General features: G+C 64.0%; 21 protein-coding genes. 8 read left to right on the forward strand and 13 right to left on the reverse strand.

Annotation, left to right across the window (positions count from 1 at the left end; genetic code table 11):
* Window positions 1–106: 106 nt before the first annotated feature.
* Window positions 107–1,303: a UbiH/UbiF/VisC/COQ6 family ubiquinone biosynthesis hydroxylase gene (locus AruPA_RS08050; RefSeq protein ID WP_265636152.1), complete on the forward strand. Its 1,197-nt coding sequence runs from the start codon at window positions 107–109 to the stop codon at window positions 1,301–1,303.
* A gap of 231 nt (window positions 1,304–1,534) precedes the next feature.
* Here AruPA_RS08050 and AruPA_RS08055 read toward each other — a convergent pair whose 3' ends face one another.
* Window positions 1,535–2,188, reverse strand: a complete 654-nt coding sequence (locus AruPA_RS08055; protein WP_265636153.1) for a COQ9 family protein — start codon at window positions 2,186–2,188, stop codon at window positions 1,535–1,537.
* Window positions 2,189–2,216: 28 nt separating this feature from the next.
* A complete protein-coding gene (gene def, locus AruPA_RS08060) occupies window positions 2,217–2,777 on the reverse strand; it encodes a peptide deformylase (RefSeq protein ID WP_265636154.1) in 561 nt (186 codons plus the stop codon).
* A 231-nt stretch (window positions 2,778–3,008) separates the two neighbouring features.
* Here def and rpsU point away from each other — a divergent pair, with 231 nt between their 5' ends.
* Window positions 3,009–3,212, forward strand: coding sequence for a 30S ribosomal protein S21 (rpsU, locus tag AruPA_RS08065; RefSeq protein WP_007421557.1), 204 nt, complete (start codon window positions 3,009–3,011; stop codon window positions 3,210–3,212).
* 307 nt (window positions 3,213–3,519) lie between these two features.
* On the opposite strand, the gene AruPA_RS08070 is transcribed toward rpsU, so the two are convergent.
* Window positions 3,520–3,930 carry a DoxX family protein gene (locus AruPA_RS08070; RefSeq protein ID WP_265636155.1) on the reverse strand — a complete coding sequence of 137 codons (411 nt, stop codon included), beginning with the start codon at window positions 3,928–3,930 and terminating at the stop codon, window positions 3,520–3,522.
* Between the two features lie 76 nt (window positions 3,931–4,006).
* Between AruPA_RS08070 and AruPA_RS08075 the strand changes: the two genes are divergently transcribed.
* Together AruPA_RS08075 and AruPA_RS08080 are read left to right on the forward strand one after the other, a co-directional pair.
* Window positions 4,007–4,648, forward strand: coding sequence for a 2OG-Fe(II) oxygenase (locus AruPA_RS08075; RefSeq protein ID WP_265636273.1), 642 nt, complete (start codon window positions 4,007–4,009; stop codon window positions 4,646–4,648).
* Window position 4,649: 1 nt separating this feature from the next.
* Window positions 4,650–5,855: an MFS transporter gene (locus tag AruPA_RS08080; protein ID WP_265636156.1), complete on the forward strand. Its 1,206-nt coding sequence runs from the start codon at window positions 4,650–4,652 to the stop codon at window positions 5,853–5,855.
* A 1-nt stretch (window position 5,856) separates the two neighbouring features.
* Here AruPA_RS08080 and AruPA_RS08085 read toward each other — a convergent pair whose 3' ends face one another.
* The gene (locus AruPA_RS08085) at window positions 5,857–6,051 is read right to left on the reverse strand and encodes a ferritin-like domain-containing protein (RefSeq protein ID WP_322784392.1); all 195 of its coding nucleotides are present in this window, start codon (window positions 6,049–6,051) and stop codon (window positions 5,857–5,859) included.
* Window positions 6,052–6,139: 88 nt separating this feature from the next.
* On the opposite strand from AruPA_RS08085, the gene AruPA_RS08090 reads away from it, so the two are divergent.
* Window positions 6,140–7,066, forward strand: coding sequence for a hypothetical protein (locus AruPA_RS08090; RefSeq protein WP_265636157.1), 927 nt, complete (start codon window positions 6,140–6,142; stop codon window positions 7,064–7,066).
* Here the strand turns inward: AruPA_RS08090 and AruPA_RS21790 are convergent.
* Both AruPA_RS21790 and pnp read right to left on the reverse strand, forming a co-directional pair.
* Entirely contained in the window at window positions 6,989–7,381 is a 393-nt protein-coding gene (locus AruPA_RS21790) for a type II toxin-antitoxin system Phd/YefM family antitoxin (protein ID WP_408858585.1), read from the reverse strand. The two genes, AruPA_RS08090 and AruPA_RS21790, sit on opposite strands and share 78 nt — an antisense overlap.
* A gap of 68 nt (window positions 7,382–7,449) precedes the next feature.
* On the reverse strand, window positions 7,450–9,600 hold the full coding sequence (gene pnp / locus AruPA_RS08095) for a polyribonucleotide nucleotidyltransferase (RefSeq protein WP_265636159.1): 2,151 nt from the start codon (window positions 9,598–9,600) through the stop codon (window positions 7,450–7,452).
* Between the two features lie 598 nt (window positions 9,601–10,198).
* Here pnp and AruPA_RS08100 point away from each other — a divergent pair.
* A complete protein-coding gene (locus AruPA_RS08100) occupies window positions 10,199–10,966 on the forward strand; it encodes an enoyl-CoA hydratase/isomerase family protein (protein ID WP_265636160.1) in 768 nt (255 codons plus the stop codon).
* Here AruPA_RS08100 and AruPA_RS08105 read toward each other — a convergent pair.
* The 6 genes from AruPA_RS08105 to AruPA_RS08130 form a co-directional block, all read right to left on the reverse strand.
* Window positions 10,950–11,828, reverse strand: a complete 879-nt coding sequence (locus tag AruPA_RS08105) for an NAD(P)-dependent oxidoreductase (protein ID WP_265636162.1) — start codon at window positions 11,826–11,828, stop codon at window positions 10,950–10,952. The genes AruPA_RS08100 and AruPA_RS08105 overlap by 17 nt on opposite strands.
* Before the next feature lie 114 nt (window positions 11,829–11,942).
* On the reverse strand, window positions 11,943–13,868 hold the full coding sequence (gene ftsH / locus AruPA_RS08110) for an ATP-dependent zinc metalloprotease FtsH (protein ID WP_265636163.1): 1,926 nt from the start codon (window positions 13,866–13,868) through the stop codon (window positions 11,943–11,945).
* A gap of 237 nt (window positions 13,869–14,105) precedes the next feature.
* Window positions 14,106–15,299 carry a tRNA lysidine(34) synthetase TilS gene (tilS, locus tag AruPA_RS08115; protein ID WP_265636164.1) on the reverse strand — a complete coding sequence of 398 codons (1,194 nt, stop codon included), beginning with the start codon at window positions 15,297–15,299 and terminating at the stop codon, window positions 14,106–14,108.
* A gap of 33 nt (window positions 15,300–15,332) precedes the next feature.
* A complete protein-coding gene (locus tag AruPA_RS08120; protein ID WP_265636166.1) occupies window positions 15,333–16,205 on the reverse strand; it encodes a tol-pal system YbgF family protein in 873 nt (290 codons plus the stop codon).
* Window positions 16,206–16,375: 170 nt separating this feature from the next.
* On the reverse strand, window positions 16,376–16,879 hold the full coding sequence (locus AruPA_RS08125; protein WP_265636167.1) for an OmpA family protein: 504 nt from the start codon (window positions 16,877–16,879) through the stop codon (window positions 16,376–16,378).
* Between the two features lie 537 nt (window positions 16,880–17,416).
* Window positions 17,417–19,627 carry a prolyl oligopeptidase family serine peptidase gene (locus AruPA_RS08130; protein WP_265636168.1) on the reverse strand — a complete coding sequence of 737 codons (2,211 nt, stop codon included), beginning with the start codon at window positions 19,625–19,627 and terminating at the stop codon, window positions 17,417–17,419.
* A 594-nt stretch (window positions 19,628–20,221) separates the two neighbouring features.
* Between AruPA_RS08130 and pheS the strand changes: the two genes are divergently transcribed.
* A complete protein-coding gene (gene pheS, locus AruPA_RS08135; RefSeq protein WP_265636169.1) occupies window positions 20,222–21,292 on the forward strand; it encodes a phenylalanine--tRNA ligase subunit alpha in 1,071 nt (356 codons plus the stop codon).
* A gap of 2 nt (window positions 21,293–21,294) precedes the next feature.
* A complete protein-coding gene (pheT, locus tag AruPA_RS08140) occupies window positions 21,295–23,775 on the forward strand; it encodes a phenylalanine--tRNA ligase subunit beta (RefSeq protein ID WP_265636170.1) in 2,481 nt (826 codons plus the stop codon).
* 23 nt (window positions 23,776–23,798) lie between these two features.
* Here the strand turns inward: pheT and arfB are convergent, their stop codons facing one another.
* Window positions 23,799–24,227 (reverse strand): alternative ribosome rescue aminoacyl-tRNA hydrolase ArfB, encoded by a 429-nt coding sequence (gene arfB / locus AruPA_RS08145; RefSeq protein ID WP_265636171.1) that lies wholly within the window; start codon window positions 24,225–24,227, stop codon window positions 23,799–23,801.
* Between the last annotated feature and the right edge of the window lie 3 nt (window positions 24,228–24,230).

Here is a 24,230-nt window from a genome sequence, read left to right on the forward strand (position 1 = left end):
GGTGGTCAATCTACCGGCAATCGCGCTGCAATGCCGTCGATTATCACGAGACCGTGCGGCCGGGACCAGAACTTGCACGTTACGCAAGACGTGCGACATACGGCGAATGACGCAGGATCAAGTCGACATCGCCATCATCGGCGCCGGACCCGTGGGCGCGGCCCTCGCCCTCGCGCTCGACCAGGCGGGACGATCCGTCCTGCTGGTCGACCGCGCCGCACTGCCGCCGATGGAACATCCTGATTTCGACGGCCGGGCCTATGCCATCGCCGCGGGATCACGCATCCTGCTCGATGACGCCGGATTATGGGACATCCTGCCCTTCGCGCCCTGCCCGATTGAACAAATCCGGGTCTCCGACGGCAAACCGGGCAGGCCTGCGTCACCCTTGTTTCTGCACTTCGACCATCGCGACGTCGGCACCGACCCGTTCGGCTGGATCGTCGAAGCCCGCGCCCTGCGCATGGCGATCAACCGCCGCCTCGCCGACTCCGGCATTGTCCTGCACGCCCCCGCTACGGCACACGTCACCCGGCACGAGGATCATGCGATGATCGCGGTCAGCGGTGCCGGCACGTACCGCGCCCGCCTCGTCATCGCGGCTGATGGCAAAATGAGCAGCCTGCGCGCCGAAGCCGGCATCGCCGTCACCCGGTTTTCCTATCGCCAAAGCGCCGTCGTCTGCGCAATCAGCCACGAACGGCCGCACGGCAACGTCGCCCTCGAACATTTTCTGCCCGGCGGCCCGTTCGCCCAGCTGCCGATGAGCGATGCGGACAATGCCCATATCTCCGCCATCGTGTTCACTGAATCCCACGCCATCGCCCAACGCCTCGCCACGATGGACGACACCCGCTTCACCACCGAAGTCGCGCGCCGCCTGGGCAGCCACCTCGGCAAGATCCGTCTGGTCGGCAAACGCTGGACCTACCCGCTCTCCGCACTGCACGCCCACCGCTATTTTGCCACCCGCCTCGCCCTGGTTGGCGATTCCGCCCACGGCATCCACCCGATCGCCGGACAAGGCCTCAACCTCGGCCTGCGCGACGCCCTCGCCCTCACCCGCCTGCTCGCCACCGCCGATGACCCCGGATCACGCACTCTGCTCGCCCGCTACCAACAAGCCCGCCGCCCCGATAATCTGATGATGCTCGCCGCCACCGATACACTCGACCGCCTGTTCTCCACCAACTTACCCCCCATCCGCCTCGCCCGCGACCTCGGCCTCGCCGCCGTCCACCGCATGCCGCGCCTCAAACGCGCCTTCATGCGCACGGCCATGGGACTGGGAGGACGGGGGTGAGAGTGCGTTCAAGGAAGCAAGCTCGGGGGGGCTTTGCCCCCCGAACCCCCCACTAAGGGCTCAGCCCTTAGAACCCACTAGTTTTAGGGGTAGGGAGGGCGTCCAGACCATACCGTTTCAGAGCCCGGCAGCCGCCCTCCCTACCCCTAAAACTAATGGATTTTAAAGGCTCCGCCTTTAACGGGGGTCCAGGGGGCAGAGCCCCTTGGCCTTGCTTCCCTAAACCCGCCCTCACGCCCGCTCCGCCCATGTCCGCATGAACCCGGGCATGGGGATGCGGAGTTTGGGGCGTTTGTCGGTGATGGCTTTGCGGGTTTTGCCGATGGTGGCGACGTTATTGAGGCGGCGGTCGAGGAAGGCGATCGTATCTTCGTCGGTATCGGACGTATCGCGCAGCCAGAACAGCAGGGTGCTGGTGTAGACGCCGCCGAGCAGGGCGCGTTTGGTGTACCAGGCGAAGTCGGCGGAGCGATCGCCGGCGGCGTGCCAGATGGAATCGACGGTGCGGGCGGTGATGGTTGCGGCGCGTTTGGCGTTCTGCGGCAGGGCGAGCACGGCGATGGCGCGGCGGATGGCGTCGCGGTGCGGGCGGTTTTGTTCGAAGCGGAGCGAGATGATGGCGCGGACGCGGGCGGGGGTGCGGTAGGCGGCGAGGTCTGCGGCGAGGGCTGCGGCTTCCATGTCGCGATCGGCGAGGCAGGCCCAGGTTTCGATCATGTCGGCGGCGCCGCCGGGGAAGAGGAAGGCGGCATCGTCGGGGTCGCGGTTGCAGGCGGCGAGCGCACGGCGCAGCGCGGTGCGGGTCCAGCCGTTGAACGGCACTTCGTTCAGCAGCGCGCGGATGACCGCTTCGTCGTCCGCCAGCATGGTGTCGCACGGGTTCATCGGTTCGCTCTCCGGGGCTGGGTCGGGTTCAAAGGGTGTGGTTGTGGTGGACCGCCAGGATGTCCTCGCGGAATTTGGTGATTTCGTCGGCAAAGCCGATCATGCGCATGTCGGTCATGCGGGCGGGGTAGAGAATGCCGTCGAGATGGTCGGTTTCATGCTGGATCACGCGGGCGTGGAAACCGGCGGCTTGGCGGGTGAATTCGGTACCGCTGGCATCGGTACCGGTGAGGATGATGCGCGCGGCGCGCGGAATCAGGGCCGTCATCCCGGGGATGGACAGGCAACCCTCCCAATCTTCGACGGGATCGCCCTCGATCAGGGTGAGTTCGGGGTTGATGACGGCGCTGAGGGCGCGCGGTTCATCGCCTTCGATGGTCGAGACCCGGCGTTCCGGCACTTTATAGATGAACAGCCGGAGTGGTACGTGAACCTGGGGTGCCGCGAGCCCGACGCCGCCGGCATCGTCGAGGGTTTCGATCATATCGGCGAGCAGGCGGCGGATCTCCGGCGCGGTCGGGTCTGGCACCGGATCGGCGCGGGTGAGCAGGACGGGGTGGCCCATGCGGGCCAGTTTGAGGATCGCCATGATGCACAAATGGCGCAGTTGGCGGGTTTCGCAAACGGGCTCTGCGTGAAATCGGCTGAATTTCGAAGGGCCGAGGTTGGCAAAGCCGGGATTTTTGCTATATCGCTACGGGTGAGCCGGGCCCAGATCGGCCAGTTCGTCGGCTGCGCCTGCTATGGCGCGGCTTTTTCTTGTTTTTTCAATCGTCTATGTTCCATTTTCTACTTCACCAGCAACGGAGTGTCGGGCCAAGTGCAAGTTCTCGTTCGTGACAACAATGTCGATCAGGCGCTGAAGGCGCTGAAAAAGAAGCTTCAGCGTGAAGGCGTGTTCCGCGAGATGAAGTTGCGCCGCCATTATGAAAAACCCTCCGAGCGCCGCGCTCGTGAAGCCGCCGAAGCCGTGCGCCGCGCCCGCAAGATGGAGCGCAAGCGGATCGAACGCGAAGGCTTCTGATCTACGACTGATTGCTGGGTTCGACGAAGCGCGGCCGCGATGCCGCGCTTTTTGTCGTGCGCGGGTGGTGGGGTGGGATGGGTTAAGTCAAGAAGGCCAGGGGCTCTGCCCCTGGACCCCGCTAAGGGCTCAGCCCTTAGAACCTGCTAGTTTTAGGGGTAGGGAGGGCGTCCAGACCATACCGGTTCAGAGCCCGGCAGCCGCCCTCCCTACCCCTAAAACTAATGGATTTTAAAGGCTCCGCCTTTAACGGGGGTCCAGGGGGCAGAGCCCCTTGGCCTTGCTTAACTCATTCGTCCCCTCATCCTCAGCGGCGATCGACGGCGAAGCGGCCGGGTCCGGTTGAGGCGAGGATGAGCAGGCCGCCGCAGATGGCGAGGTCGAGGAGGCACTGGATTTCGGCGGCGGCGGCGGCGGGGCCGTGCATCAGCCAGAAGCGGTGGGTGAGCCAGTTGGCGCCGAGGGTGAACAGGATGAGGATGAGCGCACCGGTGCGGGCGCGCAGGCCGAGGGCGACCATGAGGCCGCCGGTGAGTTGGCTGGCGATGGCGATGATGGCGCCGAGCAGGGGGTATGGCGCATGCAAGCGGGTGAGCAGGTGAACGATGCCGGGCCATGCCGTCAGCTTGCTGAGGCCGGCCTGGAGGAAGACGGTTGCGAGGGCGAGACGTCCCAGCAAAAGACCGATATCTGACGTGCCGCGCTGCGTGGTTTTCATCGGGTCTCCTGGTGCTGTATGATGGCGGGGTTATATGAGTGATCGGCCGCGGTGCCTATTCAACGAAAGCCTGACCATGAGCGACAGCAGCATTCTTGATCTTGCGGGGTTGGCGGCGACGCCAGTGGCGCGCGATCCGTTCGACCATGTGGTGATGCGCGGCTTTGTGCGGCCGGCGCGGCTCGCGGGTGTGGTGGCCGGGTTGCCGGCGCTGGGTAGCCGGGGCAGTTTTCCGATCGAGTCGGTCAGGCTTGGCCCGGATGCTGCGGCGCTGACGCGGGAGATGAAGGGCGATGCGTTTCGCCGGGTGATTGCCGAGAAATTTGGTCTGGATTTGACGGGTGCGCCGGTGATGATCACGCTGCGAGGCCAGACCGGCGAGCGGGATGGGCAGATCCATTGTGATTCGGTGGCGAAACGGGTGACGGTGCTGCTGTATCTCAATCCGGCGAGCGAGGCGTGGGCGCGCCAGGACGGGTGTCTGCGGCTGCTGCGGGGGCCGAACGATCTGGAGGATTATGCGGTGGAGGTGCCGCCGGTGGATGGTACGCTGCTGGTGTTCCCGAACGGGCCGACGACGTGGCATGGGCATCGGAGTTTTGTCGGGCGGCGGTATACGGTTCAGCTGAATTACATGACGACCGATGCCAAGGCGAAGTATGAAATGCGCCGGCATCGGGTATCGGCGCTGGTCAAGCGCTTTTTGCCGGCCGCCTAGCGTGTCTGATTCCACGGCGATTACGGTGCCCCGGCTGTGGACCGGCCGGCAGGTTCTGCTGCTGGCTGGGGTGTTGCTGATTGCCGCCAATCTGCGGCCGGGCATTACTTCCGTTTCGCCGTTGCTGGTACCGATTGGCCTATCGCTGGGGTTGAGTAGTTTCGGCTTGATCGCGCTGGCGACGATTCCGGTGATATGTTTTGCGGCGTTGGCGCCGGTCAGTCTGCCGTTGCAGCGGCGGTTCGGGCTGGAGACGGTGGTGCTGGGCGTTCTGACGCTGCTGTGTGCAGGGTTGGCGCTTCGCCTGATCGATGCGGCACCGGCGCTGTTTATCGGGACGGTATTGGCGGGTTCGGCGATTGCGGTTGGGAATGTGCTGATCCCGGCGATTGTGAAGCGGGATTTTGCCGGACGGGTCGGGTTGGTGACCGGGCTTTATATCACGACCCTGTATATCACAGCGTCGACGGCGGCCGGGGTGAGTGTGCCGCTGGCGCAGGCGAGCGCGTGGGGTTGGCGTTTGGCCCTGGGGGCCTGGGCGGTGCCTGCGATGATCGCGATGATCGTGTGGGTGCCGCAGTTGACGCATGGGGTGACACGGGCGCCGTTGCAGTATCGGGGCGGTGGGCTTGCGCTGATGGCGCGCAGCCCGCTGGCCTGGGCGGTGGCGATGTTCATGGGGCTGCAATCGCTTGGGTATTACGCGGTACTCTCGTGGCTGCCGGCCATGCTGCACCAGGTGGGCATCTCGCAGGCGGAGGCGGGGCTGATGCTGTCGGTGAGCACGCTGGTGGCCTTGCCTTCGACGTTGATCACGCCGAGCCTGGCGGCGCGCAGCCGTGACCAGCGCGGCTTGACGAGCGCGGTGCTGGGGGTGACGCTGCTTGGCTATCTCGGGCTGATGGCGGCACCTGGAGCGGCGCCGTGGCTGTGGATCGCCCTTATCGGGATCGGGCAGGGGGCGATGTTTCCACTGGCGATGACCTTTATCGTGCTACGATCGAACGGGCCGACCGAGGCGATGGCGCTTTCGGCATTTTCGCAGACGATCGGGTATGCGGTGTCGATCGCCGGGCCGCTGGGGATGGGTGCGTTACATGCGGCGACCGGGGCATGGTGGCCGGCGATGGCGTTTGTGGCCGCGACCGTGATCCCGTTGTGGTGGTTCGGGTTGCGGGCGTCGCGGCCGGAGACGGTCAGCCTGTAGCTCAGTTTCTGGTCTGGACGTGCGATTCCAGGAACCAGAGCGATTCGTCGAGTTTACGGGATACGCCGGTCAGGAGATCGGCGGTGTCTGAATCGCCGGCTTCGTCAGTCTCATCGATGGTCTTGCGGACCGCGATGCCGACGTCGCCGAAGCGTTCGATCAGGTTGGCGAGCAGGAGAGGTGATGATGGCCGGATTACGGGGCAAGCTCTACGCTGATGACGTTAATGACAGGCCGTAGCCGGCCGAATTGCCAGAGAGCCGGTTTTTATGCAGTTTCAGAACATGGTCGATTTACCTGAATTGTCCGCCGATCATCGGTCGGCTGCGAATTTGCACATCATGGTGGTCGTGGCATTCAAGTTCCGGACCACCCGGCTGCGCCATCTGCTCGAAGTTGCGACCGGCTTTGCCGAATACACCGATGCCGCGGTGGATTTCATTGTGACGACGACGGCGGATGACGCAGAGCTTGCCACACTGGAGCGGTCGTTGGTGCCGTTGCGCACGAGCGGGATGAGAGTGTCGTTCCGGCAGGTGCCGTTCGACGCTGCGGTACCATATCGGGTGACCTGGGCGCACAAGAGCCTGCTCAGGGAGGTCTTTCTGGCGGACTCCCGCTATTCCCATTTCATCTATGTCGAAGATGATATTCGGCTCTCACAGCGCAATTTCTCGTATTTCAGGCGGTTTCGGGAGAAACTGCGGCCCTATGGCCTGCTGCCGGGGTTCTTGCGCTACGAGTTCAACGATACGGATTACCACACGTATCTGGTTGATCATCGGGAGCCGACACGGGTCGCTGATAGTCCCGGGATCGATCTGGGCGATGTCCGCTTTGTGAATGTCGATCCGCCGTATCAGGCCTGCTTCGTGCTCGACCGTGAACTGGCGGCCGAACATGCGGCGGGTCCGTCCTTCGATGTTGAGGCGAGCAAGATATATGGGCATGGAGAGGCGGAGCGGGCGAATCTGGCGTTCAGTTTTGAGAATATTCCGGCGTCCGGAGGATTTACCAGCCGGTATGTGATGCCGCTCGATCGTAACACCGGGCTCCCGCTCCACGCTGCGCTGATCCGTCATCTGCCAGATAATTTCACCAATCGGGTACCGCCGATCCTGAAGTTCGGGACACTACCGATCGAGGCGATGTTCCGGTCCGACAATGTTTCGGAGACCGTTCATCGGCACCCTGCGAACACAGGCGAGTAACGGAAAAATCGGGGATGCCGGGGATGCAACCGGCACAGATGGCGGCTTGAGCGCCGCAGGCGAGATGGTTGGGCGATTGGGCACGATGGCGCGGCGCAATTCCACCACATCCGGCCCCCGATGCCGCACTTGAGCCGGCGGCGGTCGCGCCATTGGAGATCGGTCGTCGTCATGCGAGGCGGTTTTGGCGTGATTGGCTTGAGGGTGACGACGGGGGGCGTGGCGGGTGATGATAATCTCTTCACCCGCCCGAGCCCGATCGATCACGGCCGAAAGATTATTCTTGGCTTCGATCAGGCTTTGCCCAGCGCACACTATAGCCAGAGACTGGCTATAGTGTGGTCGCGCGTTTTTGCTATTTTTTACAAAAACTTAGCAGTGACTCACTCTGCCGCGTCTTCCCGACGCGCCTTGCCGCCGACCTGGTCGGAGATATCGGCGCCGGTGGCCTGATCGACCACGCGCATCGACAGCTTGACCTTGCCGCGATCGTCGAGCCCGACCATTTTGACCTTCACGATATCGCCGGCCTTCACCACATCGCCCGTGCGGGCCACCCTTCCCTGGGCCAGTTCGCTTATATGCACCAGGCCATCGCGCGCGCCGAAGAAATTCACGAAGGCGCCGAAATCGGCCACTTTCACGACCTTGCCGGTGTAGATCATGCCGACTTCCGGCTCGGAGGTCAGGCTACGGATCTTGTCGATCGCCTTCTGAGCCTGCTCGTCGGAGGTGGCGGCGATCTTGATCGTGCCGTCGTCTTCGATGTCGATCTTGCAGCCGGTCTGTTCGACGATCTCGCGGATCACCTTGCCGCCGGTGCCGATCACGTCGCGGATCTTGTCCTTCGGCACGGTGATCACGGTGATGCGCGGCGCGTTCTGCGAGACGTCGTCACGCGAGCCTTGCAGCGCCTTGGCCATTTCACCGAGGATGTGCATCCGCCCCTCTTTGGCCTGATCGAGCGCGATCTTCATGATCTCGAAGGTGATCGAGGTGATCTTGATGTCCATCTGCAGGCTCGTAATGCCCGAGGCGGTGCCGGCGACTTTGAAATCCATGTCACCGAGGTGATCCTCGTCGCCCAAAATGTCGGACAGCACGGCGAAGGCGCGGTCTTCCTTGATCAGACCCATCGCGATACCGGCGACCGGGCGGGCCAGCGGCACGCCGGCATCCATCAGGGCAAGCGAGGTGCCGCAGACGGTTGCCATCGAGGATGAGCCGTTGCTCTCCGTGATTTCCGAGACGACGCGCAGCGTGTACGGAAACTTGTCCTTGGCGGGCAGCAGCGGGTGAATGGCGCGCCAGGCGAGCTTGCCGTGACCGACTTCACGCCGGCCAGGGCTGCCGACGCGGCCGGTCTCACCGACCGAGAACGGAGGGAAGTTGTAGTGGAGCATGAAATGCTCGCGGTATTCGCCCTCTATCGCGTCGATCAATTGTTCGTCCTGGGCGGTGCCGAGGGTTGCGACGACCAAAGCCTGGGTTTCGCCGCGGGTGAACAGGGCGCTACCATGGGTGCGCGGCAGGACGCCGACTTCGGCCACAATCGGACGGACCGTTTTGGTGTCGCGCCCGTCGATGCGGATGCCGTTGTCGAGGATCGCGTTGCGGACGATGTCGGCTTCGAGGTCCTTGAACATGCCCTTGGCCTTGTCGGCGGGCAGGCCTTCCTCGGTCAGTTGCTTGATCGTGTCGGCTTTGACCGCGCTGAGTTTTTCGTGACGGGCGGTTTTTTCCTTCTCGTCATACGCGGCGCGCAGGCCTTCACGGGCCAGCGTGTCGATCCTGGCGGCGAGGGTTTTTTCCTCTTCGCTGGTTTCGCTCAGCGTCCAGGGTTCCTTGGCCGCGTGTTCGGCGAGTTCGACGATTGCCTGGATCACCGGCTGAAACGCCTTGTGGCCGAACGCGACGGCGCCGAGCATAACGTCCTCGGAGAGCTCATGCGCTTCGGATTCGACCATCAGCACGCCCTCGGCGGTGCCGGCGAGCACGAGATCGAGCTTGCTTTCCTTGATCTGTGCTGAAGTCGGGTTGAGCACGTATTCGCCATCGATATAGCCGACGCGGGCGGCGCCGACCGGACCGAAGAACGGCATGCCGGACAGGGTGAGCGCGGCGGATGAGGCGACCAGCGAGAGAATGTCCGGCTCGTTTTCGAGGTCATGGCTCAGAACGGTGACGATGATCTGCACTTCGTTCTTGAAACCGTGCGGAAACAACGGGCGGATCGGGCGGTCGATCAACCGGCAGGTCAGTGTCTCACGGTCGGTCGGGCGGCCTTCACGCTTGAAGAAGCCACCCGGAATGCGGCCGGCGGCGAAGAATTTTTCCTGATAGTTGACGGTGAGCGGGAAGAAATCCTGGCCTGGCTTGACCGATTTGGCACCGACGGCGGTGGCGAGCACCACGGTATCGCCATAGGAGGCCACCACGGCACCATCGGCCTGGCGGGCGACCTTGCCGGTTTCCAGGATCAGCTTGCGGCCACCCCAGTCGAGCTCCTTGCGGAAATATTTATCGAACATCATGCAGTCCTTCACAACAACAGGACCGGCCCGGCGGGGCACTGAGCGGCGTGAAGCGGGGCCAGCGTCTCGGGCGGCATGGGTCGGGCTGAGAGGGTCAACTCACAGCCACGGGCCATGTGGCCGGAAACGCCGGAGATACCCGGCATTCCACGCAACCGAATGACCTGAGCCGTTCCGATCGCATCCGGGAGACCATTCCCCCGGTTCATCCACGCTTCAACCAGCGTGCCGTGCCTTTATAGCGCAGATCGGGCGATACCGCTACTGCTTCGTGATGGGGCTTATCGGGTTACGGGATTAGCTTGTCATCGGGAGTCGGGCGAAGGGGAAGGGAAGGTCTTCTTTTTTGTGAACAAAAAAGAAGCAAAAAAACTTTGTTAATCGGGTTCGTGCCGGTTCAAACGCCCGCGACCCAGACTCAGAAAGTTTTTTACTTCTTTTTTTCAAAAAAGAGGCGCTTTCTTTCCACTTTTATTGGTTATCGGTGTCTATGCAAGCCACGACGCTGCCAGAGCATCGAGACTTCGCTTCACGCCGGGCCATCAATTAGGCGGGCAGGATTGACCTTGCCTGCGGTCGCGCGCTTGGTATTCAACCCATGAGCGATAGCAGTCCGACCCTCGAATGCACCAACGGCGTGGCACGGTTACGGCTGAACCGGCCGGCACAGCGCAATCGGTTAGGGGCGGATGACATTGCCGTGTTGCGCGGGCACCTTGCGGCGGTTGCCAAGGACCGATCAGTGCGGGTCGTGGTGTTCGAGGCTGTGGGAACCGTATTTTCCGCGGGGTTCGACCTCGATGCGTTGGCGGGCGGTGATTTCGGCGATGCCGAGGATGGGCCGGGCGGGATTGGTGCGGTGGGGTCGGCGCTGGCGGCCCTGACGCAGCCGAGCATCGCGCGGCTGCATGGCAATGTGTATGGCGGCGCGGTCGATCTGGCGCTGGCGTGCGATTTTCGGGTGGGCGTCGAGACGATGGCGGTGCTGATGCCGGCGGCGCGGATCGGGCTGCATTATTATCGCTCCGGGCTTGAGCGCGCGGTGCAGCGGATCGGGCCGGATGCGACGCGGCTGCTGTTCGTGCTGGCGGAACCGGTGGGGGCGCAGGCGTTGCTGCGGCTGGGGTATCTGACGCATCTGGTTGCACCGGAGGCGCTGGATGCAACGGTCGATGCGCTGGCGGCGCGGCTGATCGACAATGCACCGCTCGCGGTGGCAGGGATGAAAGCGGCGATCGGCGCGCTGGCGCACGGCGCGCTCGACCGGGTTCGGTTTGCCGAGGGTCTGGCGGCGGCGCACCAGAGCCCCGACTTTCACGCAGCACTGGCAGCGCTTGGCCGCAAGCCGGTCAGGCGCGCAGATTGAACGCGGCGAGTGCCGCCAGATCGCGCTCGCCCCACCCCTCGCGCACGGCATCGTGCACCTGACCGCGCACGGATTCGGCGAGCGGCAGATCGAACCCGGCCTCGCCGCCGACCTCGTCGATCAGGCGTAGATCTTTTTCGACCGCATCGAGCGAGAAGCCGACCATCGAGGCGGGCTTGCCGCCGATTTCAGACAGGATGGCTTCGCGCCGCAGGCCGATTGCCGGGGCACCGCCGGGGCTTTGGCCGATGATCGAGACCACGCGGTCCGGCGCGATGCCATAATCGCGGGTCATCAGGATCGATTCGCCGAGCGCCTGGAATGCGGCCAGCAAGGGCAGGTTGATGGCGAGTTTCATCGCCGAGGCGGCTTCGGGTTCCGCAAAGCGTTCGATCCGGTCGCACAGATCGTTCAGCACCGGCAGAGCCCGTTCGACCGCAGCAGGCTCGCCGCCCACCAGGCCGAGCAACTTGCCGCTGCGGGCCGGGCCGACCGTGCCACCGACCGGGCAGGCGACGAAAGCACCCCCGACCGCGCGCACCGCCTCGGCATTGGCGAGCATGTCGCGTGGTTTCAGCGTGCTCATGTCGAGGATGACGGTGTCCTTGAGATCGGCCGCGAGCAGGCCGGCATCGCCGTGGTAGACCGGGCGGGCGGCCTCTTCGTCGAGGAGCATGACGATCACGATATCCGCGCCGGCGACGGTTTCGGCGGGGCTGGCCTTGACGGTGAGACCGGCGATTGCTTCGGCACGGGATGCGGTGCGGTTCCAGCCGCTCACCTGATGGCCGCGCTCGATCAACCGCGCTGCCATTGCCGCGCCCATCCGCCCCAACCCGACCATGCCGACTCGTACGCTCATGTATAAGCTCCTGAAATATTGTCCGGTTGGGATATGGTCGCGAGGGGACCATGAAAAAAGCCGGAGGGTATCGCCCTCCGGCTTTCGTCATCGGTTCGTGATGGGCAGCGCGGCTCAGCCGGGCGCGGGCAGCGGGCCGAGACCGCCGGATTTGGGCATATCCGGCTTTTGCGAGCTGGGCACGGAGGCGCGGCGATTGTCCGGCGCGGGCTCATCAACCACTTTGCGGACGACCGGATCGCCACGCAGGACGGTGGTGATCTCATCGCCCGACAAGGTTTCGTATTCGAGCAACCCGTTGGCGAGGCGGTGCAACTCATCGATCCGCTCGGTGAGGATGCGCTTGGCCTCGCTATAGGCGTGGTCGATGACAGCCTTGATCTCGTTATCGATGCTTTGAGCGGTCGATTCCGAGACGTTTTTGTGCTGGGTGACCGAATGGCCAAGGAACAATTCCTGGCCGTTATCGCCATAGGCGATCATCCCCAGCTTGTCGCTCATACCCCATTCGGTGATCATCCGGCGGGTGATGTCGGTCGCCTGCTTGATGTCGCCGGACGCGCCATTGGAGACGTTTTCGGGCCCGAAGATGATTTCCTCGGCAGCACGGCCGCCCATCGCCTTGACCAGCTCGGCGAGGATTTTGGCCTTGCTCATCGAGTAGCGGTCACCTTCCGGCAGGCTCATCACCATGCCGAGCGCGCGGCCGCGCGGGATGATCGTGGCTTTGTGCACCGGGTCACATTGCGGCTGGGCGATCGAGCAGAGGGCGTGGCCGCCTTCGTGATACGCGGTCATTTTCTTCTCTTCGTCGCTCATCACCAAGCTGCGGCGTTCGGCGCCCATCATGACCTTGTCCTTGGCGTATTCGAACTCGGACATCGCGACCACGCGCTTGCCGATGCGCGCGGCGAGCAGCGCCGCCTCGTTGACAAGGTTGGCGAGATCGGCACCGGAAAAGCCCGGCGTGCCGCGCGCGATCACTTTCGGATCGACATCGGCGGCCAGGGGGACTTTGCGCATGTGGACCTTCAGGATGCGCTCGCGCCCGTTCACGTCCGGGTTCGGCACCACCACCTGACGGTCGAACCGGCCCGGGCGCAGCAACGCGGGGTCCAGCACGTCCGGCCGGTTGGTGGCGGCGATCAGGATGACGCCTTCGTTGGATTCGAACCCGTCCATCTCGACCAGCATCTGGTTGAGGGTCTGTTCGCGTTCATCGTTGCCGCCGCCGAGGCCGGCGCCGCGATGACGGCCGACCGCGTCGATTTCGTCGATGAAGATGATGCAGGGTGCGTTTTTCTTGCCCTGCTCGAACATATCACGAACGCGCGAGGCACCGACGCCGACGAACATTTCGACGAAATCCGAGCCCGAGATGGTGAAGAACGGAACATTTGCTTCGCCCGCGATAGCGCGCGCAAGCAGCGTCTTTCCGGTGCCGGGCGGGCCGATCAATAGGACGCCCTTGGGGATCTTGCCGCCGAGGCGCTGGAATTTTTGCGGATCGCGCAGGAATTCGACGATTTCCTGCAATTCGCCCTTGGCTTCCTCGATGCCGGCGACATCGTCGAACGTCACGCGGCCCTGTTTTTCGGTGAGCAGGCGGGCACGGGATTTACCAAAGCCCATGGCGCGACCGCCGCCGCCCTGCATCTGGCGCATGAAATAAATCCATACCCCGAGCAGCAGGATCATCGGCGCCCAGGAGATCAGGTAGTGGATCAGCGGGTTGACCGGCGGGTTGAGCGGCTTGGCGACGACGCGAACCTTGTTGCGGATCAACGTGTTGACCAGCGCCGGATCACTCGGCGCGTAGGTTTCGAAGGTGGAACCGGATTTCAACGCACCGGTGATGTCGTGGCCACGGATGGTGACATGATCGACCTTGTTGGCGCTCACCTCGGACATGAATGTCGAGTAGGCGACCTGGGTGCCATGGTCGGACGCCGTGGTGGCCGGCTGGAACATGTTGAACAGCAGCACGAAGAACAGTGCGATGATCACCCATACCAGCAAATTACGCCCTAGATTATTCATCAACCTTAATCCAGTTCTGTTGTCACCCGGGGTTCAGACCGGGGTAGCCGGGACGCCGGCCAAACGTTGCGGAGCCATGCCAAACGAGACGAGCCAAACGAAATCAGGGTGCCACCATGGCACGCCACGCCATTGACCGCTACCCAAAGTTTGAGATGGGGATCGGCGGCGAATTTCCTATCCCACCCTGCGTCACGAAGCGCGGGTGTCGGTTGCTTTGGCCGCAAGGTGTGAACGTCATGGCGGCGCAGAGGTGAAGGGCGCCGCAACCACCGGTGCGGGCGGCATGAAAAGCAGGCTCTGATCTGCCTCCGGCTGCAAATGGGGCACCGCGACGACCGCGCCCTTGTCGAAAAATGCGGGCAGGGTGCGCAAAACGGCGCTCGGCAGGCCGTTACGGCTGCGAAAGCGCGCGGCTTCCGTGCCCAGTGCGCCGATCGTTTCAGCGACGGGCGGGACCTCGCGAACCTGGAAACGATTGTCCCAATGCGTGCCGGGGTGAGCCGGCACCGGCGGTGCGCAGGCGGCGAACTCGCGGCAGAGCAGCCAGCCGGGCCCGAGCCTGCCGGCGCGCATGATGTGCACGCCGCCCAGGGTTGCGGGGCGCAGGGCCTTCGCGAGCCGATCGACCGCGGTGCGGGCGGGTGGGTAGAGCGAGCCGCCGATCGCCCGGATCAATGCCGCCAGGGCAGCGGGCGGCAGGTGGTCGGTTTGGAGAAGGACGAAACCGGCCGGGTCGATCCTTGCATGGTCGGCCAGATGCCGCACCGCTTCGGTCTGGGCACTGAGATGCGCTGCCGTCGCGGCGGTGTGTGTCAGGGACTGGTGCAGCCGCACGCGGACTCGTTCGAACCGTGGATCGGAGTTCGAGGGATCATCGATCCAGGCGACATTCCACTGGCGCAGCAGGGCGCGCAGATCGGCGGGGCTGCAGGTGAGCAGAGGGCGCAGGAGTACCACGTCGTGACGGGCGGCGAAACCGGCCATGCCGGCGGCGCCGCCCGGGCCGCGGGCCGCGCGCATCGCGAGGCCTTCAGCCTGATCCGCCGCGTGATGGCCGAACAGCAGATGTACAGCGCCGGCGGCAGCGGCAGCGGAGGCAAGGGCATGATGCCGCGCGATGCGCGCCCGTTCCTGCACCGCTGAACCGGGAGGGATCGCAAGGGTAATGATTTGGGTGGCGAGACCGCGCGCCTGAAGGCGCTGCGCGGTGAGCGCCGCTTCCGCGGCGGCGGCGGGACGTAGACCGTGGTCGACGATCAGGGCCAGGCTTGTGCCGCTGCGCGCCTGTGCCCAGTCGTGAGCAAGCAGGGCGAGGGCCGTGCTGTCGGCCCCGCCCGAGACGGCGACGGCAAGACGCGGACAGGGTCCGAACGGGCCGAGGTCGCGCATCGCGGCGTCGAACCTGGCCGCGACCGGTGTCTCGCTCATCGGGCCGGCAACGGTCCCGCGGTTATGCGGGCATCAGCCGCAATGGGCGCGAACGCGCGCCAGATGGATGCGCGTGGCAAGGCTGGGCGAGGGAGAGGAAAACTGGCTGGCCAGCGAATCGAGCGTGTCGCAGGCTTCCTGATTCTGATGGATGGCGGTGAGCGATCCGGCAAGGCCGAGCAGCGCGTCCGGCGCGTTCGGGCCGGTACGGCTCGCGTTGTAGGCATCGTCATACGCGATGGCGGCGCCCTGATGGTCGCCCTGATGGGCGAGTGCCGCCGCCAGCGTCAGTTCGGCGGCGCCTTTGTCGGCATTTTTCCCTTGACGGGCGATCACGGCGCGAGAATCGGCGGCGGCGGCCTTGTAATCCCCCCCGGCCAGCGCGCGGCGGGCGGCGGTGAGTGAGGCTTCCACCCGTGGGACACGGGCAGCGACCGGCGCGGGGGTGGGCGCCGGCGGGGGGGCGCCCGTCTGGCCCGAGCCTGCGGCAGGGGCGGTTGCGCTGTTCTGGCTCAACTGGAACTTCAGATTGCCGATTTCCTGCTTTAATTCGTCATGCTGGGTGGCGACCTCATGCTCCAGCGTGTCGACCCGGCCGCGCAGGTTCTGCACCTGATCGGTCAGGGTCTGAATCTGTTGAAGCATGTTGGGCAGGAGCGCGCTGCTCGCTGCGGTCGCACCGCCGCCGGGCTCCGGCGCGGGGGCACCGAGGGCCGAGTTGCCGTTGCCTTGCCGGTCCGCCGCGATCTGTTGTTTGAGTTCGAGAATCTGGTTCTCGAGCGCGATACCCTCGCGGCTGGAAATCATCTGGGCGCGGGCGACGCCGGCGGGGGCAAGGGTGGCCACGGTGACTCCGGCAAAGACGAGGCTTGCAATCGGCAGGGCGGTCAACAGGAGACGGCGCATGAAACATCCTCAGGGCGGTTGGCGCGCAGGGCGCAGCCCTATGTAGGGCAATTCCATTCGTCCTTGAAGATGGAGTGCCGAAAACGCAAATCGGCGACCCCTGTCAGGGGGTCGCCGATCGTTTGGCCCAGCGCGTGTGATCGGCCGATCACACCACCGAAGATACGTTTTTAGTGGCAGTTCTGGGGATTGAAGCCCTGGACTGAGGTGATCGCGACGCGATCCTGGGCGTAGTCTTCCGAGGTGTTGCCCGGCGAAACGAGGCAGGATTTGCCGTAACCGACGGTCTGGATGCGCGACGGCGACACGCCCTTGGCGACCAGATAGTCGCGCGCGGCGTTGGCGCGGCGCTTGGACAGCGCGAGGTTGTAGGTTTCAGTGCCGCGCGGATCGGCATTGCCGGCAATCAGAACGTCGACGTTCGGGTACTTGCCGAGCCAGCCGGCCTGGCGATCGAGCGTTGCCTGGTCTGCACTGGTCAGGCTGGATTTATTGAAGCCGAAGAAGGCGCGATCGCCAACATCGGCCACGAGCTGCTGCTCACTACCGGGCGCGGGGCCAGAGGAAGCGGCCATAGCGCCGGAGCCGGTGGATGCAGTTTGGGTTTTGGGAGCGTTGGAGCACGCCGCCAACAGGGCAACAGCCGCAAGAGCGCCCAGAGCTTTGATTTTCATATGTACCGTCCCGGTGTTGTGTGCCAAAGTTAAAATGTGCCGACACAGTATCGGCCGCGTTATCAGTCGGTGGTGATATTCCAGCCCGTTCACCCGAAGCACGGCTGAACGAGCGTCAACCACGCAGACAATAAGCGGACTGAAATACGGCGCTAAGGATCGTTGCGATGTTTTGCATCGACCATTTCGCTTGAGCAGCATCTATTCCGGTTGCCCGGCCGGTTCAAGCGGCTTCGCGCAACTTCGTGGGATCCGACGGATCGATTCCGGCAATTTCGTCGAGACGCGACTTTTTTGACACGGTTGTGCGCGATTTTGCTGGGGCTCGATCAAGTCGGCACTGATTATTTTCGCAAAAAGTAACGGTACGTTAACTAATCCGGACGATATTGCGTGAAGAGACCTGTGGTCTCCGTTTCCTCCCAACAACCACGGGTGATGCCGTGGTCTCCTTACAGAGTGTGGCGGGTTCCGCCCGTCACACTCTCTTTTTGGGGCCTCACGCGACCCGACCGACACGCCGTCTCGCCAGGATCGTTATTTTGGCTGAAAGCCGGGCACACCCAACTGCCAGAAGAGGAATGCGTCCTGATCCGCCATCGAGCGGACTTCCTGATCCTTGGTCGATCCGATGCCGTGGCCGGACTGGTAGCTGACGCGCAGCAGCACCGGGCGGCCTGAGGTGCTGGCCGCCTGCAGACGGGCCGCGAACTTGCCGACTTCCCATGGTTCCACACGCGGATCGTTCGCGCCCGTCACTGCGAGAACCGCCGGGTATTTCACGCCGTTGCGGATATGGGCCATCGCATCCATCGCATAAATCCAGTGAAAATCGGGTTCCCTCAACACATTGCCGAACTCGATTTCGTTGGGCGGTCCATTCGGGCTGAACTGCATGCGCAGGGCGTTGGTGTCGCCGTGACTATCGATCGCGGCGGCGAACAGATCGGGCCGCCAGGCGATCGCACCGCCGATGGTGATGCCGCCGGCCGAACCGCCCTCGCCGGCCAGATGCGCCGGTGAGGTGTAGTGATGATCGACCAGATACTGGCCGGCTGCGATGAAATCGAAGACGGTGTTGATCTTGGTCGCCTTCATACCGGCCTTGTGCCAGGCATCGCCATACCAGCCACCGCCACGGACATGCGCGATCGCGATGATGCCGCCGTGATCGAGCCAGGGCAGGAACGTCGGTGCAAAGAACGGGGTGATGGTGATGCCGTAGCTGCCGTAACCGATCAGCAGGGTCGGCGCCTTGCCGTCGAGTTTGGTGGTTTTTTTCATGATGATCGACACCGGGACCATCGTGCCGTCCCACGACACCGCCTTGACCTCGCGCGATTCGATGCCCGCGAAGCTGACTTTCGGTGGGGTTTGCAGGTTGGTGTTCGTGACGGCACTGGTGGCTGGCGCGTAATCGTACCAGGCCGAGGGTGTGGTCCAGCCCCCAAGATGGAACCACACGCCCGAACCATCCGGGTCCGCGATGATCTGACCGAGACCGCCCTGGAACGGCATGGCCGCCGAGCGCGTTGCATCGGTGCCGTAGGCGACCCGCTTGATGCGACCCATGCCGTCGTGCATCGCACCGACATAGAGGGCATGACGACCGGCGGCGAGGCTGGTGATCACGTCATCGCCCGGGGGCACCACGGTTTTAGGCGCGGCCGATCCGGCGAGATCGTAACTGACCACCTTGAAACGAGGTGCGCCGTTCGGCGTGATGACATCGAGCCGGTCGTCATGCAGGGCGAATCCGGCCATCTGCACGCTGCGGCCGGCGATTTTATGCCAGACCGGCGCGCCGGCTTCGAGATCGGTCAATTTCGTCGCGTAGACATCGTCGATCGACTGGAGTTCCTCGTTCTCGGTGAACAGACCGAGCGCGTAGGACGAATGCGGCGCGGTGACCACCAGGGCGTCCTGTGCGAAGGTCATTGGCGCGGCCTGGGACACTTTCCAGCCGAACACCGGCTTGTCGGTCGCGCCGGTACCGTCGGTGGCGCTCAACAGATGCAGATAATCCCGGCTTTTCTGATAAAAATCGGTCACCGGGTCCTTCGGGCCGAATTTATGCAGCCGATAGTAAATGAAGCCTTTGGAATCCGGCAGCCAGGCGATCGGTGGGAAATCGGTATCGTCACCATCGATCCGGGTGATGCCGATCGGCAGGAGTTTGCCGGTCGCGACATCGAGCACACGCAGTTTGGCCTGCTCGGAGCCGCCACCGGAGACGCCGAAGGCGACATATTTACCGTTGGGCGAGACGAAATAATAATTCAGCGCCTGGGGGATGTGATTGGTGCTGAACTGCATCGGGTCGATCAGCAGGCGCGGCTTGCCGCCGATTTTATCGAGTACGAACAGATGCGCCGTGTTCTGGCCGGGGGCCACGCCCATGTAGAAAATGCGGTTATCGGCGCGGGTCACCGAGAACACCGCGGTGCCGACATTGGCGTCGCGCTTGATCTGCTCGTAGAGCGCTTGACGGCCCGGAATCGCGGCGAGCACTTTGCGCGTGTAGGCGTTCTGCACTTTCATGAAAGCGGCAAACCGCTTGCTGCCGGGTTTTTCCATCCAACGATAATCATCGGTCACCGGCGTACCAAAATCTTGGCTGACATGGGCGACGACAGGTGCGGGCGGCGGTTTGGGAATCGATGCGGGCGCGGCGGGGCTGGCCAGTGCGCGTGAAGCCAACGCAAGCCCAGGCAACAATGCAAGAAATCCACGCGCTGATCTGATCATCCGATTCCCCGTTTCAAGTGAGGGACCGGGGTACCGGAAAACGAACGCTGCGCAAACCGATTTGTTTCGCTCCGTCCCGCACGATCGGGACCCGGGCACCCGTCGCATCCGAAACTCTGACAACTTCAGGTTAGGTCAGATACGCTGCGCATCAAACGACGAGTATTTTATTAATATTCCTTAAATATCGAGGAAATAAATTCATTTTTTTGGACTTTCTACCTCCAATTTATAGATTCAACCGGGGCAATACATTAAACCACCAATCATTAGATAACTGATATTTGGTTTATTTTTTAGACAGTTTTATGGATTTCGTTGGCTATTCGTCGGGGGTGGGATTTTAGACAGGCTATTACCGTACGGCACTGAGCCTTTTAGACCGATCGACCCCCGGAACACCGATTCCGGGGGTTTATTTTTGGGGAAAGGCCGGCGTTTCCGGCGCCGCAGGGCCAGTCGGCGCATTTGCCCTGCCCGGGTCTTGATTGAACAAGGGAAGACCTGCGTGCCGACCGCGGCTTGATCGCGCCGCATGGTCTTTTGCCCCGCCATTGCTTGACATTTCGAGCGCGGCACGCTCCCTGCCCGGCCATGTCCAATGATATCACAACGATCGAACTCCACGCCCGCGCCGCCATCGACGCCGCCGGCGACCCTGCGGCGCTCGATGCCGTCCGCGTTGCCCTGCTGGGCAAGACCGGCCAGGTTACCGCGTTGCTGAAATCCCTGGGTGGCATGGATGCCGAACTTCGCAAGAGTTTCGGCGCTGCGGTCAACGCGTTGAAAAACGCATTGGCCCAGGCGATCGAGCAGCGGCGCGTGGAGCTCGACGCGGCGGCCCTCACGGCGCGGTTGGGCGCGGAGCGGATCGATATCACCCTGCCGGCCCGGCCCGTGCTGCGCGGCTCGATCCACCCGCTGTCGCGGACCATGGAGGAACTCACCGCCCTGTTTGGCGCCATGGGCTTCACCGTGAAGGATGGGCCCGACATCGAGGATGACTGGTACAGTTTCGGTGCGCTGAACATTCCGTCCCATCACCCGGCGCGCGCGATGATGGACACATTCTATCTCAAAGCGGCCGGCCGCAACCGGCCGATGGTGCTGCGCCCGCATACCTCGACCCTGCAGATCCGCACCATGCTGGAGCAGAAGCCCCCCATCCGCGTCATCGTGCCGGGGCGGACCTATCGGTCGGATCACGATGCGACGCACAGCCCGATGTTCCATCAATGCGAGGGTCTGGTGATCGACCGCGACATCACGCTTGCGCATCTGAAGGGTTGCCTGGTCGATTTCCTGCGGGCCTTTTTCGCGGTCCCCGATCTGAAGGCGCGGTTCCGGTCCAGTTATTTTCCGTTCACCGAACCCTCGATGGAGATCGACATCGCCTGGGATCGCAAAACCGGCGTGATCGGCGCCGGGTCGGACTGGCTCGAAATTCTGGGCTCGGGCATGGTGCACCCGAACGTGCTGGCCAATTGCGGCATCGACCCGCGCGAATACCAGGGCTTCGCGTTCGGCATGGGCGTTGAACGCATCACCATGTTGAAGCACGGGATTGCCGATTTGCGCAGTTTTTACGAGAGCGACATCCGCTGGCTGTCACATTACGGCACCTCGCCGCTCGCCCCGGTCACGCTGCATGAGGGAGACGCGTAATCATGAAATTCTCGCTCTCCTGGCTGCGGACACATCTGACGACCGACGCTTCGTTGGCGCAGATCGCCGACACGCTGAACGATATCGGCCTAGAGGTCGAAGGCATCGAAGATCGCGGCGCAGCGCTCGCCCCGTTCGTGATCGCCCGCGTGATCGAGGCGGTACCGCACCCGAATGCGGACCGGCTGCGGGTGTGCCGGGTCGATACCGGTTCGGGCGAGGTTGGGGTCGTGTGCGGCGCGCCGAACGCGCGTACCGGCATGACGACGGTGTTCGCCCCGCCCGGCACCTATATTCCGGGCAGCGGCATCACGCTCAAAATCGGCGAGATCCGCGGCGTGGCTTCGGCCGGCATGCTGGTTTCGGCGCGGGAAATGGCGCTCGGCGAGGATCATGACGGCATCGTCGATCTGCCGGGCGATGCGCCGGTCGGCACGCCATACGCCGCCTGGGCGGGACTTGACGATCCGGTGATCGAGATTTCGGTGACACCCAATCGCGGCGATGCGCTGGCGGTGCGCGGCATCGCGCGCGATCTTGCGGCCGCCGGCCTCGGCACGCTGACGCCGTGGAATGCGCCTGCGATCAACGGTACGGGGGCCAGTGCGATCCGCTGGCAGGACGATTTCACCGAGGCGTGCCCGTGGATCCTCGGCCGGACCGTGCGCGGCGTGCGCAATGGCGAGAGCCCCGCATGGCTGAAGCAACGCCTCGAATCGGTCGGGCTGCGGCCGATCAACGCGCTGGCCGACATCACCAATTTCTTCACGATCGACCTCGGCCGTCCGCTGCATGTGTTCGATGCCAACAAGATCAGCGGTGGCGTGCTGACAGTGCGGCGCGGCGCGGGCGAGCGGTTTCGCGGCCTGCACGGCAAGGACGTGACCGTTACGGGCGATGATTGCGTGATCGCGGATGAAGCGGGCGTGCAGTCGCTTGCCGGCATCGTCGGCGGCGCAGCGACCGGGTGCGACGGGACCACAACCGATGTCTTCATCGAATGCGCGCTGTTCGACCGGGTGGCGATTGCGCTCAGCGGCCAGCGCAGCGGCATTTTTTCCGACGCGCGGCAACGCTTTGAGCGTGGCATCGATGTGTCGTTGCTGCCGGCGGCGCTCGATGCGGCAACCGCCATGGTGATCGCGCTCTGCGGCGGCGAAGCCTCCGCAGTCACTGAGGCCGGCGCCGAACCTGCGTGGCAGCGGCAGGCCAGCCTTCGATTCGAGCGCCTGCGGAGCTTTGGCCGGTCGGATGTCACGCCGGATCGGGCGGTCGGGATTCTGGGCGCGCTCGGCTTTACGATCGCCGCGCGGGATGCGGCGGGTGTGACCGTCGATGTGCCGCCGTGGCGCAATGATATCGCCTCCGCCGGGTTTTCCGCCGGCAGCACGCTCGACCAGCACGCGGATCTGGATCCGGATCAGGCCATGGTGGTGCGAGAGGGTGCCCGCGCGATCGAACCGGAAGCCGATCTGATCGAGGAAGTGCTGCGGATCGAAGGGCTTGACCGGATCGTACCGGTTTCGCTGCCGCCGCTCACCACCGTGCCGACGCCATCGCTCACGCCGCGCCAGGCCCGTAGCGTACGCGCCCGGCGTGTGCTCGCCGCGCGCGGCATGGCGGAATGCGTGACGTTCAGCTTCGTCGATCGTGCGACCGCCGCGCGGTTCGGCGCGACACCGGATAGCCTGACCGTGGCCAACCCGATCGCTGCCGATCTCGACCAGATGCGTCCTTCGCCACTCGTCACAATCGCGCGCGCCGCCGCCATGAACGCGGCCCGCGGCTTCGGCGATCTCGCGCTGTTCGAAATCGGGCCGGGATTTCGCAACGAAACCCCCGCCGGACAGGACCTGATCGCTGCGGGGCTGCGCTGCGGGGCAACGCCGTTGTCGTGGCTGGCCCCATCCCGCAGTGTTGATGCGTTCGACGCCAAGGCCGATGCGTTCGCTGTGCTGCAAGATCTCGGCGTGCCGCTCGAGGCGCTGCAGGTCAGCGCGACCGCGCCCGGCCATTACCATCCCGGCCGTGCCGGCACGATCAAGCAGGGACCCAAAACCACCATCGGCAGCTTCGGCGAACTGCACCCTTCGCTCTGCGCCGCACTCGACCTGCCGGCTGGCAGCGTCGGCTTCGAGATCGATCTTGGTGCCATTGCCGATCCGAAGCGCCGCCGTAAATCGGCACCCGATATCTCGCCGTTGCAACCGCTACGGCGAGATTTTGCCTTCGTGCTCGATGCCGGCATCGCCGCTGAAGCCGTGCTGCGGGCGGCGAAAAGTGCGGAACGCGGCCTGATCACCGACGTCACGCTGTTCGACCGCTATGCCGGCGACAAATTGCCCGCGGGCAAAGTGTCTCTCGCGATCGCCGTGACGCTGCAACCGAAGGACAAGAGCCTGACCGATAGCGAAATCGAGGCGGTTTCAGCCAAGATCGTCGCTGCCGTCAGCAAGGCAACCAACGCCACCCTGCGCGGGTGAGATGATACCGCGCATGGCGCTATTTAGCATCGGTCGTCGGGGATCGTACCGCGCAGGGATTTGGTACGGCCCCGATGCGTTTTATTGTCGAGGCGTTTGGCCTTCTGGGTTTTCGACACGCGGGTCGGCACGCGGGCGGTCGGGCGGACGGCCGCGTCTCTGATCAATGCCAGCAGGCGGTCACGGGCATCGTCGCGGTTGCGCTCCTGCGAGGCAAAGCGTTGCGCGATGATCTGGATGACGCCGTCCTTGCTCATGCGGCGGCCGGCGATGCTGCGCAGGCGCGCCTTGATGTCGTCGCTGAGGGCGGGTGAGTTCAGCGCATCGAACCGCAGGCGCACGGCGGTTGCCACCTTGTTGACGTTCTGGCCACCCGGACCGGAGGATGTCGTGAAAACCTCGGAGAGTTCGGAATCGTCCAGTGTGATGCGCGGGGTCACGATGATCGGCATGGC

This window comes from Acidiphilium sp. PA (genome assembly GCF_026191915.1).
Taxonomy (GTDB): Bacteria; Pseudomonadota; Alphaproteobacteria; order Acetobacterales; family Acetobacteraceae; genus Acidiphilium.